Here is an 11,865-nt window from a genome sequence, read left to right as displayed (position 1 = left end):
ACCCCTTTTTTATTGTTGGCCCCAGGACGGTCCTGGCAGGCACAGGGGCGGGAGCAAAGCCTGTGCCAATTCACAAGTCATTGATGTGTAAGGATTAATTAATATAAATAAACAAAATGTGTTCATTTAAATGACATGTCTATACTGACATGTCAAAAATCTACACATGGATAATCCGATGAGCATGGCGTTCCGCGTGCAAGACCTCGACTACCTCACGGCCCTGGGCCCGGCGGCACTCAACGACGGCCCGGTGGCCGCGCTGGAGCACGCGTGGCAGGCTTGCCGGAGTGGCCAGGTCGAACGCCCGGCGGCGGTCCGCCAGGTGATTTGGGATTCATGGCGGCGCAGCGTCGAGGCCGGGATCGACCCGGCAGACAACGCCTACCGCTTTGCCAGCGCCGATACGCTTGCCGCCACCCTGGCCAGCCATCGCGTGCTGATCGCCGCAGCAGCGCAAGTCATGCATGGGCTGCTGGCCTACAACCCGCGCGGCCATATCAACCTCACCGATGCCGATGGCATCACCCTGTATTTCTGTGGGCTGGATATCACCCCCGTTGGCAGTCGCCTGCTCGAGTCGGTCCAGGGCACCAACTGCACCGGCCTGGCGCTGGCCGAGGACCACCTGGTGTACGTGCTGGCCGAGGAAAACTTCGCCAGTGGCCTGCGCCAGCGCCGCATGCACTGCGCCGCGGCGCCGATCAAAAACGCCCAGGGCCAGACGCTGGCCATGCTGACCCTGACCGCCGAACCCGGCTGGTTTCACTTTCATACCCTGGGCACGGTGCAGGCGGCGGCCGAGGCAGTGTCGCGACAAATGGCCCTGCAAGGGTTGTTGGAAGAACAGCAAACAGTGCTCGAAGTGCTCAACGAAGGCTTGGTGGTGCTGGATGAGCGCGGCTGCATCAAGGCCCTCAACCGTTATGCCCGGCAGTTGTTCGGCGTGGGGCTGGAACTGCTTGGCCAGCCGTTCCAGCGCCTGGGCCGCAGTGAATTGAGCGACGCGCTGGGTGAGGCGGTTCGCGATCTCGACTGCACCTTTCACCTGCACAACCGCAGTCAGCTCGCGTGCCTGGTCTCGGTGTGCCCGCTGGAGCAGGGCGGGGTGATCGTGTCCCTGCGTGAAAACCGGCGCATCCGCGAGATCACCCGGCGCATCGTCGGCACCCAGGCGAGCTACACCTTCGACACCATCCAGGGTACCTCGCGGGCCATCCAGGACGCGCTGCACCTGGGGCGCATCGCCAGTCGCAGTGAGTCCACCACGCTGATCCTCGGCGAAAGCGGCACCGGCAAGGAGCTGTTCGCCCAGGCCATCCACAATGCCAGCGACCGCGCCAATGGCCCGTTTGTGGCGGTCAATTGCGGCGCGATCCCACGGGACCTGGTGCAAAGCGAACTGTTTGGCCACGTCGAAGGGGCCTTCACCGGCTCGGCCCGTGGCGGCTCGGCGGGCAAGTTCGAATTGGCGGATGGCGGCACGATTTTTCTCGACGAAATCGGCGACATGTCCTTCGACGCGCAGGTCAGCCTGCTGCGAGTGTTGCAGGAGGGCGAAATCACCCGCGTCGGTGCAAAGAACTCGCGGCAGGTGGACGTGCGCATCATCGCCGCCACCCACCGCAACCTCAGCCAGGCGGTGGCCGAGGGTGCATTCCGTGAAGACCTCTACTACCGCCTCAACGTGCTGAACCTGACCGTGCCGCCCCTGCGCATGCGCCGTGAAGATATCCCGTTGCTGGCGCGGCACTTTCTTGCGCGCTGTGCGCGTTCGCTGCGTAAAACGGTGCAGGGCTTTTCCCCCGAAGCGCTGGAAATGCTCTCGGCCTACGCCTGGCCGGGCAATGTGCGTGAGCTGGAAAACAGCGTCGAGCGCGCCACCAACCTGGCGACGGGCGAACTGATCCAGGCGGCCGATCTACCCCTGGAAACCAGACCGCGCGCCACGCTGCGCCACTACGAACCCCAGCCCGCCCAGGACCTGAGCAGCCACGAAATGCAAGCCATCGTCGCCGCACTCACCACCACCCGCGGCAACATCCGCCTGGCCGCGCGGCAACTGAACGTGTCGCGGGGTGGGCTGTACAACAAGATGAGCCGGTTTGGCCTGAGTGCCGCAGATTTTCGCAGCCCCCTGTAGGCGTGGGCAGGTAAGGATCGATGGCGCGGTCTTGCGGGGCAGCGCCCCCCAAGATGCTCCGAACACAGAGCCACCCTAAACGCAGACGGGCCACCGATTCCAGCAGCGGCGAGGATTGTCCCAGATGGCCTTGCTGGCCCCTTACAAACCATGAAAAAACGCTCCTCACCGATCGTTCCCGCGCTCTGCGTGGGAATGCCTCAACGGACGCTCCGCGTCCCCCAAGCACCAGCCCTCAAGCCCCCATGTTCTCCGACGTCACGATCTGCGGCGCTATATGCACCCGATGCCGCAGCGGATCAAACCCTTCGCCACTTTGCAATTGCACCAGCAACTGCACCAGTGCGTGCGCTGTCTGCCGGGGCTGTGAGTCCATCACCACATCGATCAAGCCCTGGCTCAGTGCCTGGCGGGACAGCGCGGTGGACTCCTGCAGGATGCTGCACAGCGTCGGGCGCTTGGGCAGTTGCGCCAGGGCGTTGATCACGCCGTCGCCGCCACCGCCGACCACGCACAGGCCGCGCAGGTCGGTGTGGCGGGTGAGCAGGTCGAGGGTGGCTTCTTCGGTGATGTCGCAGTTGTCGAGGTTGATCAGCGGCTCAAGTGGCTTGAGGCCCGGCGCGTGTTCGGCGAGGTAGCTGTGCAGGCCTTCGACCCGCGCCTGGTGACCGAGGAAACGGTGGCCACCCAACAGGATCCCGACGCTGCCTTTGCGTGCGCCGCAGGTGCGGGCGAGCAGCCAACCCATGGTGCGTCCGACCACGTGATTGTCCTGGCCGACATAGGGCTCGACGCCGTGTTCATGGATATCCGAAAGCAACGCGACCACCGGCACGCCGGCCGCGCGGATTTGCGCCAGGCAGGCGTTGATCAGCGGATGGGCAAAGCTGACCACTGCGAGCGCATCGCATTGCACGGCGAGTTGCTCGATCTGCGCGACGATGGCGCTGGGTGTGCGGTCGTTGATGTAGTCGAACTGACAGGTCAGGTTGGCCGTGGCGTGGTGCTGCGCGGCGTCGCTGATCGAGTGTGCGAGGTTGGCGTAGAACGCCTGCGCGGTGCCAAGCAGCAGGATGCCGAAGCGGTAGGTGGGACGGCGTTCGCGAATGCGTTGGCCGATCAGTCGCGCGGCGAAATAGCCCACGGCTTCGGCGGCCTGGAACACCTGTTCGGCAGTGTCCGGGTTGACCGGCGCGCGGGCATTCAGGACCCGGTCGACGGTGGCCACACTGAGGCCCGCCTGGGCGGCCACGGTGGCGATGGTTGGGCGTTTATTGTTGTTCATGACAGGCCCCTTGAGCGTCTTGATAGAAAACTATCAAGCCCCGCTGGGCCTGGATGATAGCTTGATAGGGAATGGATTCAAGGCCTTGAGGGTGATTTACCCAGGCTCTATGGTTTCTTTCGCAAGGCACCTGAACACCCACGCTTGCGGAGAACAATAACAATGCCTGGACACACCGCTCATCCCACCCGTCGTGACTACAGCCTGACCGGCCCTGAGGCTGCCCGCGCGGCGGAAAAAGGCCTGGTCTCGGCCAGTTGGTACCAATCGCCGATTTCGCGTAAACGCATGAAAGAATTGATGCAGCGCCGCGACGGCCCGGCCTTGCTCGATACTGCTCTCTGGATCTCGGCGCTGCTGGTCACCGGCTTTGGCGGCTACTGGTTCTGGGGCTCATGGGCCTGCGTACCGTTCTTCATGGCCTACGGCGTGCTCTACGGCACGGCGTCCAACCCGCGCTGGCATGAAACCGGCCACGGCACCGCGTTCAAGACTCGCTGGATGAACGACGCGCTGTACCAGGTGGCGAGCTTCATGTGCATCTTCGAACCCCATGTGTGGCGCTGGAGCCATGCCCGGCATCACACCGACACCATCGTTGTCGGCCGCGACCCGGAGATCGTCGAGCCGCGCCCGCCCAGCCTGTGGATGATGTTTCTCAGCCTGTTCAACCTGCCGCTGGCCTGGAAAACCTTCAGTGGCGTGGCCCGCCATGCCATCGGCCAGATGAGTGCGCAGGAGCAGGACTTCATCCCCGAATCCGAGTGGCCCAAGGTGTTTCGCGCCGCGCGTATCTGGGTCGGCATTTATGCGCTGGTCATTGGCACTGCGCTGTACCTGCACAGCTGGCTGCCGCTGATGCTGGTGGGCCTGCCGAGCCTCTATGGGGCCTGGCTTGGCTACCTGTTCGGCCTCACCCAGCACGTAGGCCTGGCCGAAGATGTGCTGGACCACCGCAGCAACTGCCGCACCATCTACATGAACCGGGTGCTGTGCTTTATCTACATGGACATGAACTACCACCTCGAACACCACATGTACCCAATGGTGCCGTACCACGCCCTGGCGCAGCTGCATGAAGAGATTCGCGGCGACTGCCCGCCACCGTACGCGAATATCCTCGAGGCGTACAAAGAGATCCTGCCGACGATCTGGAAGCAGCGCAGCGATCCCACGTACTTCGTGCAACGCCCGATTGGCCAGCGTACCGAGGCCGCCGCCACGACCGCCGTGCATGCAGAAGCCACTGCAGGCTGAGCCCCTTTAAAAAACAAGAGATAATCGCCATGAACGATCAATGGATCGACGTCTGCGCCGTGGGCGAAATAGACGAAGAAGACGTGATGCGCTTCGACCACGGGCCACATACCTATGCGGTGTATCGCTCGGCCGAGAATGAATTTTTCGCCACCGCCGGCCTGTGCACCCACGAAAAAATCCACCTCGCCGACGGCCTGGTGATGGACCACGTGATCGAGTGCCCCAAGCACAACGGGCGTTTCGATTACCGCTCCGGCAAGGCCCTTGGCGCGCCGGTCTGCGTCAATCTCAAGACTTATCCGGTGCGGGTCGAAGCGGGGCGGGTGTTGCTCGCCGTCACGGCCGCAGGATGAACGACGCCCTGATCATCGTCGGCGCCGGCCATGCCGGTGGCCGTGCGGCGCTGACCCTGCGCGAAGAAGGCTACACCGGGCGCCTGATCCTGATCGGCGATGAAGCGCATTTGCCCTACGAGCGCCCGCCGCTGTCCAAGGGCTTGTTGCAGGGCAGCATCGACCTGGCGGGGTGCAGCCTGTGCGACGAGGCGCGGCTGGCCGAGTTGGACATTGAACACATCGCCGGCAACCCGGTGCGTCAATTGGACCCCGCGCAACAGCGCCTGCAATTGGCCGACGGCCAGTGGCTGGCCTATGCCGGGTTGCTGCTGGCCACCGGGGGCAGGGCACGCCGCCTGCCCCAGGCCCAGGCGAATGTGTTGTACCTGCGCACCCACGATGAAGCGCTGGCCTTGAAAGCCGCGTTGCGCCCTGGCGCTCGGCTGGTGGTGGTCGGAGGTGGCTTTATCGGCCTCGAAGTGGTGGCAACGGCGCGCAGCCTCGGGTGCGACGTCACCTTGCTGGAGGCCGGTCCACGCCTGGCCGGGCGCGTGCTGCCGCCGGTCATCTCTGAAGCCTTGCTGGACGTGCACCGCCTTCACGGCGTGGAGGTGCGCTTGAATGTGGCCCTGGAGTCCATCGACGCTGACGCGGTGGTGCTGGTCGATGGGCAACGGTTGCCCTGCGACCTGGTGGTGGTCGGTATCGGCATGCAGCCCAATATCGAATTGGCTGCAGCGGCGGGCTTGGACGTCGGGCAGGGCATTCGTGTCGACGCACACTTGCGCACCAGCGCGCCGAATGTCTACGCGGCCGGCGATGTCTGCGAGTTTCGCCTGGACGGCGAGTATCAGCGCCAGGAAACCTGGCGCAATGCCGAGGCCCAGGGCCGGCACGCCGCGCTGAACCTGCTGGGACGCGAGCTGGCGTTCGAGTCGCTTCCCGGTTTCTGGTCCGACCAGTACGACTGGGGCTTGCAGACGGTCGGCGTGAGCACCGCGCTGACCGTCAGCCGACCCTTGCCCACGGGCGGCCTGCTGCTGTTCTACCTGGATGCCGAGCACCACCTGCAAGGCGCCTGCGGCTGGGCGCCGGGCAACAGCGTGGCCAAGGACATCAAGCTCTGCGAACGGCTGATCAGTGCACGCATCCCACTCAACCCCACCAGCCTGGCCGACCCCGGCCTGTCGCTTAAACAATTGCTGCGAGGCTGATATGCGCCAATTTCTGGTATTTCAATCGCTGTGGGCCATGCAAACCGAGCCCGGTCCCCTGGAAGCACAGCTGGAGCGCATCGCCGCCGCCGGTTTCGATGGCGTCACCGACCATTACTGGAAAGCCGCGGATGTCGCGCGCCTGCACGCCGCCGCCAGCGCCTGCGGCTTGCAGATCGAAGGTCAGTTGTTCCCGCAAACGGTGGATGATCTGGCGGCGGCGCTGGATGTCATCAGCCGTCATGGCTGCCATCACCTGACCCTGCAAGCCGATGTGCGGCCGCGCAGCCAGGCCGAGGCCGCCAGGCTGGTCGAAGGCTGGCAGCGCCTCGCCGAGCAGGTGGACTTTCCGGTGCTGCTGGAAACCCACCGTTATCGCCTCACCAATGACCTGTTGTTCACGCTCGACCTGCTGGCGCAGATGCCCGACCTGAAGCTGCTGGCGGACCTGTCGCACTACGTGGTCGGCCGCGAGTTGCCCGAGCCCGGGGCCGTCGAGGATGATCAACAGATACGCACGATCCTGCGTCACAGCTGGGGCTTTCATGGCCGCGTGGCGAGCAGCGAGCAGGTGCAGGTCTCGCTTGAGTTTCCCCAGCATCAAGCGTGGGTCGAGCGGTTTACCGGCTGGTGGCGCTACGGCATCGAGGACTGGCTGGCGCGCCCCGACACCCCGCAGAGCCTGTCTTTCACCTGCGAACTCGGCCCGCCGCCCTATGCGATCACCGGCGCCGACGGTTGCGAGATCAGTGATCGCTGGGCCGAAGCGCTCAAGCTCAAGTCGTTGATTCGCGATGTGTGGCAGGAGTGTCAGAAATGATCTGCTAATCTGCGCGGGTTCACTCTCGCCCTTAGCCTGGATTTGCCCCATGCCGACTTCCTCCGTTCAGCCGCCTCTTGAGCCGCAGTCCGTCTGCCACCCGATCACCAGCAGCGCGATCTTCATGGTCGCCACCGTCACCCCAGGCGGTGAAGACCACGTGCGCGCCTGGTGCGCGGACATCGCCGGGCTGGTGCGTTCGGTGGGCAAGCGGGTGCCGGCGGGCAACTTGACGTGTGTCTGCGGGTTTGGTGCGGATGCCTGGGATCGATTGTTCGGCGCACCACGCCCGGCGGCGCTGCACCCGTTCCGGGAGTTCGGTGTGGAAGGGCGCATGGCGGTGTCGACGCCCGGCGATATCCTGCTGCATATCCGCGCCGAGCAGATGGACCTGTGCTTTGAACTCGCCACCCACGTGATGGCTGCGCTGGGCGACAGTGTCAAGGTGGTGGATGAAGTCCAGGGGTTCCGCTACTTCGACATGCGCAGCATCATCGGGTTTGTCGACGGCACGGAAAACCCGGTAGGCCGCAAGGCCGTGGGGTTCACCATCGTCGGCGCCGAAGACCCGGAATTCGAGGGCGGCAGCTATGTGCTGGTGCAGAAGTACCTGCACAACATGACGGCCTGGAACGGTCTGACAGTCGAAGCCCAGGAGAAGGTGATCGGGCGCACCAAACTCTCGGATATCGAGTTGGATGAGGAGACCAAGCCGAGCAACTCCCACAGCGCATTGACGGTCATCACCGACAAGAACGGCGAGGAAGTGAAAATCCTGCGTGACAACATGCCCTTCGGCCGCCCGGGTGCCGGCGAGTTCGGCACCTACTTCATTGGCTACGCGCGCTCGCCGGAGCCTCTGGAGTTGATGCTGGAGAACATGTTCGTCGGTCGCCCGGTGGGCAACTATGACCGTTTGCTGGACTTCAGCACGGCGGTCACCGGCGGCCTGTTCTTCGTGCCCTCGGCCGACCTGCTGGAAGAGCTGGCCGACCGAACGATCGGGCAATAGCACGACCCAGGAAGTACGCATCCCAACTGTAGGCGCCGGCAAGCCGGCTACTACAGAAGCGGTTTTAGCTCAGCAAGCCGGTACTGACTGCGACGATCAGGAACACCCCGAGCAACGTGCGGTAAATCACAAACGGCCAGGTGGAGAACCGTTCCAAAAACTTCATCAGGCCCCAGATCGCAAAGAATGCCGAGACGCTGGCCACCACCAGGCCAAAGAGCAGGTGCGGCCAGGCGTGTACGGGCATGTCGGCGTGCAGCAGCACCCACAGCTCTTTCAAACCCGCGAGGGCGATGGCGGGCAGGCCGAGCAGGAACGAAAAGCGCGCGGCTTCCTCGCGTTTGAAGTTGAGGAACAATGCGGCCGTCAGCGTCGAACCGGAGCGCGACACGCCGGGGATCAGCGCGCCGATCTGCGCAATGCCGACGATCAGTGCATCGCGCAGGCGCATCTGGCTCATGTCGCGGGTATGCCGGGCACGCACTTCGGCCACCGCCAGCAGCACGGCCATCACCACGCAGGAAATGCCGATCACCATCAGCCCGCGCAACGGCGAGTTGCAGGCGTTCAACGTCGAGGACAGGGCCAGGCCGGCAATGCCGATCGGAATGGTCGCCAGCACAATCGCCACCGCCAGCTTGAACCACTGATTGTCATAGTCGCCCTGGCGCACCGCACCGATGCTGCCGGTGACCACCTGGCGCACATCACGCCAGAAATAACTGACCACCGCCGCCAGCGCCGCCAGCTGCATCGCCGCCGAAAACGCCGAGCCGGGGTCCTGCCAGCCGAGCAGGGCGGGCACCACCCGCATGTGGGCGGTGGACGACACCGGCAGCAGCTCGGTAATGCCCTGGATCACGCCCAGGATGAAGATCTGCAGGTAATCCAGGGAGGCAAAGCCTACATCCAGGCCGGCGGAACAGACGTTTGTCAAAATGCATGTCCTTGGAGAAAAAGGGGAGGGCTGGCGGAGTTTATTCCAAATGTTTCAAAGTTTTAGGCCGCGCCAGACAAATCCGCATTCGGTTCAGCAAGCAGAAAGGTTAGACAATGTATTGGCCTGGCGAGAGGATTTGTGAACAATGGCGCCCTGCGTTTTTTCACCGAGACCCCCATGCCTGAAACCACCGTTGAACTGATCCAGACCGGGCCCGAAGACGCCGAGCTGATCCGCAATCTCTACCAGTACTACGCCTACGAGTCGTCGGACTGGGAGCAGGAAGACGTCGAGGCCGATGGCCGCTTCTACATCCACGACGAACACCTGACCCGTTACTGGCAGGATCCGCAGTGGAGCGCCAACCTGCTGCTGGTCGATGGCTATATCGCCGGCTTCCTGCTGATCGAAGGCAGTGAATTGCCGGGCCTCGACGCCCTGGAACTGGCCGACCTGTTTATCCTCAAGCGCTATCGCCGCAAAGGCATTGGCCGCGCCATCGCCACGCAGGTGTTGTGCAGTGGTCACGCCAATTGGCTGGTGCGCTTCTATGACCAGGACGAAGTGTCCCAGGCGTTCTGGCGCACGGTGCTGGATAACCTGCCACGCCCGGTGCAGACCCTCGAGCTGGACGATGACCCGCAACTGGTGAGCTACCTGATTACCCGCGCGGCGCTGCACTGAACACAGGATTGAACTCAAGGCGGCCAAGCCGCTCCTAGCCTCGTCGGCCACCCTGGCCCTGAATTTCACAAGGATGCGAAATGCCTATGTCTGCTTCGATCAAGTACCTGGCGGCGGCTGCCGCACTGCTGATGCTCGGCGGTTGCGTGACCCTCTCGGGTGACTACAACGTCACGGCCGTCGACGTCTCCGGCGCGCCGATCCCGATGGTCATCACCAGCCACGGCAGTGCTATCTACTCGTCGCGCAACATGTTCTGCCAGAACTTCCCGAAAGCCACGGTGACCATCCGTGACCTCAATACCGGCGAAGAGCTCAAGAGCGAAAGTCCTTACCACTGCCGCTAGGGCAGGCGCGGGTTTGCCCCAAAAGAGGCTTCGGCCTCTTTTTTGTTGCCTGGAGAAAAACACCGCTTAGTCTTTAATGTTTTTATATGCATAAAAAAACATTTACAAGCCGAGCTTGTACTGTGAATATGTCCCGGCGAATTTAAAAAAACAAAAAACATCCGCGGCACTGACCTCAGGCCAGGCCATAACAACAACGACCTAATACAGGCTTGAAGCCGGCTCCTGCCCCAGGCCGGTCTCTTCAGCGAAGGAGAACATCTCCCGTGAATCGCTTACTCAATGGCACGCTGTGCGTCACCCTCGCACTCGGCGCCGGCCTTGCGCAGGCCCAGACCACCTTGCGCGTCGGCTTGAATGCCGACATCCGCAGCACCGAGCCGGGCGTCAACCGTGACGAAAACACCGACACGGTGATGCTGCACATCGTCGAAGGCCTGGTGGCCCACCGTGAAGACGCCTCCGTCGGCCCGTTGCTGGCCCGTGAGGTGCAACGCTCCGCTGACGGCATGACCTACACCTTCAAGCTGCGCGACGGCGTGCACTTCCAGAATGGCGCGACCTTGACCGCCGCCGACGTGAAGTGGACCTGGGAGCGCTACCTCGATCCGAAAACCCAGTGGCGCTGCCTGGCCGAATTCGATGGCCGTGGCGGGGCGAAAATCACCGCCATCGACGCGCCGGACCCGCTGACCGTGGTGTTCCACCTCGACCAGCCCAGCGGCCTGTTCCTGGCTTCCATGGCGCGCCCCGATTGCGGCGGCAGCGGCATCCTGCACCGCGATTCGCTGGCGGCGGACGGCAGCTGGAAGGCGCCGATCGGCACCGGCCCGTTCAGCCTCGATGAATGGAAACCCGGCCAATACGTGGTGCTCTCGCGCTTCAAGGACTACAGCCCGCGCGACGAGGCCGGCCCGGATGGCTTTACCGGCAAGAAGACCGCATTGGTCGACGCCGTACGCTTCATGGTGATCCCCGACCCGTCATCGGCCAAGGCCGCGTTGATGTCCAACAACATCGACCTGCTGCCCAATGTCAGCGCCAGCGATGCCCAGGAGTTGAAAACCACGTCGGGTGTGCAGATCTCGTTCAGCCCGATCATGGCGATCTGCGGCTTGCTGTTCCAGACCAACGACCCACTGCTCAAGGATGTGCGCATCCGCCAGGCCATCGCCCATTCCCTGGACTACGGGCAAATGGTCAACGCCCTGTCCAACGGCACCTCGGAGCCGAACAACTCGGCCATCCCCCAGACCAGCCCGTTCTACAGCGCCACCGCCAGGCAGGGTTATCGCTATGACCCGCAGGAAGCCCAGCGCCTGCTCAGCGAGGCCGGCTACCACGGCCAGCCGATCAAGATGATCGTCAACAAACGCTATTCGCAGATGTTCGACATGGGCCTGCTCAGCCAGGCGATGGCGGTGGCCAGCGGCCTGAATATCCAGATGGAAACCCTGGAGTGGGGCACGCAGCTGGAGCGCTACCAGAGCGGCAACTACCAGATGATGGCGTTTTCTTATTCGTCGCGCCTCGACCCGGCCACCAGCTTCGATTCACTGATGGGCGACAAGAGCAAGGAGCCGCGCAAGGTCTGGGACAACCCCCAGGCGCAGGCGGTGCTGCGCGAAGCGGTGCGCGAGAGTGACACGGCTAGGCGCCAGGCGCTGTTCGACCAGTTGCACACGATGATGATCCACGACACGCCGATGGTGATCATCTACAACGGCACGGTCGCCGCAGCGCTGCGGGACAGCGTCAAGGGCTTCCATTCATGGCCGGTGTCGTCGCCACGGTTGTGGGGCGTCAGCCTCGCTGCCCATTAACG

Annotated in this window: 11 protein-coding genes; 9 read left to right on the top strand and 2 right to left on the bottom strand. The window is 63.5% G+C overall.

What is annotated here, in order from left to right:
• Window positions 1-178 precede the first annotated feature (178 nt).
• The gene (locus QMX97_RS03350; protein WP_282396001.1) at window positions 179-2,143 is read left to right on the top strand and encodes a sigma 54-interacting transcriptional regulator; all 1,965 of its coding nucleotides are present in this window, start codon (window positions 179-181) and stop codon (window positions 2,141-2,143) included.
• A gap of 235 nt (window positions 2,144-2,378) precedes the next feature.
• Here the strand turns inward: QMX97_RS03350 and QMX97_RS03345 are convergent, their stop codons facing one another.
• Entirely contained in the window at window positions 2,379-3,428 is a 1,050-nt protein-coding gene (locus QMX97_RS03345) for a LacI family DNA-binding transcriptional regulator (RefSeq protein ID WP_065905835.1), read from the bottom strand.
• A 162-nt stretch (window positions 3,429-3,590) separates the two neighbouring features.
• Here QMX97_RS03345 and QMX97_RS03340 point away from each other — a divergent pair, with 162 nt between their 5' ends.
• Genes QMX97_RS03340 through QMX97_RS03320 form a run of 5 tightly spaced genes read left to right on the top strand, consistent with a single transcriptional unit; the run spans window position 3,591 to window position 8,069 of the window.
• Window positions 3,591-4,685 (top strand): fatty acid desaturase family protein, encoded by a 1,095-nt coding sequence (locus tag QMX97_RS03340; RefSeq protein ID WP_282396000.1) that lies wholly within the window; start codon window positions 3,591-3,593, stop codon window positions 4,683-4,685.
• Between the two features lie 29 nt (window positions 4,686-4,714).
• Entirely contained in the window at window positions 4,715-5,041 is a 327-nt protein-coding gene (locus tag QMX97_RS03335) for a MocE family 2Fe-2S type ferredoxin (RefSeq protein ID WP_065905839.1), read from the top strand.
• Entirely contained in the window at window positions 5,038-6,237 is a 1,200-nt protein-coding gene (locus tag QMX97_RS03330) for an FAD-dependent oxidoreductase (protein ID WP_282395999.1), read from the top strand. The genes QMX97_RS03335 and QMX97_RS03330 overlap by 4 nt, the downstream gene beginning before the upstream one ends.
• A gap of 1 nt (window position 6,238) precedes the next feature.
• Window positions 6,239-7,057 (top strand): sugar phosphate isomerase/epimerase, encoded by an 819-nt coding sequence (locus QMX97_RS03325; protein ID WP_282395998.1) that lies wholly within the window; start codon window positions 6,239-6,241, stop codon window positions 7,055-7,057.
• A 49-nt stretch (window positions 7,058-7,106) separates the two neighbouring features.
• Window positions 7,107-8,069, top strand: coding sequence for a Dyp-type peroxidase (locus tag QMX97_RS03320; RefSeq protein WP_262135044.1), 963 nt, complete (start codon window positions 7,107-7,109; stop codon window positions 8,067-8,069).
• Window positions 8,070-8,133: 64 nt separating this feature from the next.
• Here QMX97_RS03320 and QMX97_RS03315 read toward each other — a convergent pair whose 3' ends face one another.
• On the bottom strand, window positions 8,134-9,006 hold the full coding sequence (locus QMX97_RS03315; protein WP_282395997.1) for an undecaprenyl-diphosphate phosphatase: 873 nt from the start codon (window positions 9,004-9,006) through the stop codon (window positions 8,134-8,136).
• 180 nt (window positions 9,007-9,186) lie between these two features.
• On the opposite strand from QMX97_RS03315, the gene QMX97_RS03310 reads away from it, so the two are divergent.
• The 3 genes from QMX97_RS03310 (at window position 9,187) to QMX97_RS03300 (ending at window position 11,863) form a co-directional block, all read left to right on the top strand.
• On the top strand, window positions 9,187-9,693 hold the full coding sequence (locus tag QMX97_RS03310; RefSeq protein WP_065906117.1) for a GNAT family N-acetyltransferase: 507 nt from the start codon (window positions 9,187-9,189) through the stop codon (window positions 9,691-9,693).
• Window positions 9,694-9,773: 80 nt separating this feature from the next.
• Window positions 9,774-10,040 carry a hypothetical protein gene (locus QMX97_RS03305; protein WP_226940003.1) on the top strand — a complete coding sequence of 89 codons (267 nt, stop codon included), beginning with the start codon at window positions 9,774-9,776 and terminating at the stop codon, window positions 10,038-10,040.
• A 266-nt stretch (window positions 10,041-10,306) separates the two neighbouring features.
• Complete coding sequence (locus tag QMX97_RS03300; RefSeq protein WP_282395995.1) at window positions 10,307-11,863, top strand: ABC transporter substrate-binding protein; 1,557 nt, start codon at window positions 10,307-10,309, stop codon at window positions 11,861-11,863.
• Window positions 11,864-11,865: the final 2 nt, after the last annotated feature.

It is taken from the genome of Pseudomonas sp. PS01298 (genome assembly GCF_029959745.1).
Lineage (GTDB): Bacteria > Pseudomonadota > Gammaproteobacteria > Pseudomonadales > Pseudomonadaceae > Aquipseudomonas > Aquipseudomonas aylmerensis.
The sequence above is the reverse complement of the archived record's forward strand: the minus strand, read 5'-3'. Positions and strand labels throughout refer to the sequence as shown.

Excerpts from the sequence above, each read along its gene's own strand:
- QMX97_RS03320 (WP_262135044.1), top strand. The coding sequence starts at position 7,107 with ATGCCGACTTCCTCCGTTCAGCCGCCTCTTGAGCCGCAGTCCGTCTGC.
- QMX97_RS03345 (WP_065905835.1), bottom strand. The coding sequence starts at position 3,428 with ATGAACAACAATAAACGCCCAACCATCGCCACCGTGGCCGCCCAGGCG.
- QMX97_RS03310 (WP_065906117.1), top strand. The coding sequence starts at position 9,187 with ATGCCTGAAACCACCGTTGAACTGATCCAGACCGGGCCCGAAGACGCC.
- QMX97_RS03305 (WP_226940003.1), top strand. The coding sequence starts at position 9,774 with ATGCCTATGTCTGCTTCGATCAAGTACCTGGCGGCGGCTGCCGCACTG.
- QMX97_RS03335 (WP_065905839.1), top strand. The coding sequence starts at position 4,715 with ATGAACGATCAATGGATCGACGTCTGCGCCGTGGGCGAAATAGACGAA.
- QMX97_RS03330 (WP_282395999.1), top strand. The coding sequence starts at position 5,038 with ATGAACGACGCCCTGATCATCGTCGGCGCCGGCCATGCCGGTGGCCGT.
- QMX97_RS03325 (WP_282395998.1), top strand. The coding sequence starts at position 6,239 with ATGCGCCAATTTCTGGTATTTCAATCGCTGTGGGCCATGCAAACCGAG.
- QMX97_RS03340 (WP_282396000.1), top strand. The coding sequence starts at position 3,591 with ATGCCTGGACACACCGCTCATCCCACCCGTCGTGACTACAGCCTGACC.
- QMX97_RS03350 (WP_282396001.1), top strand. The coding sequence starts at position 179 with ATGAGCATGGCGTTCCGCGTGCAAGACCTCGACTACCTCACGGCCCTG.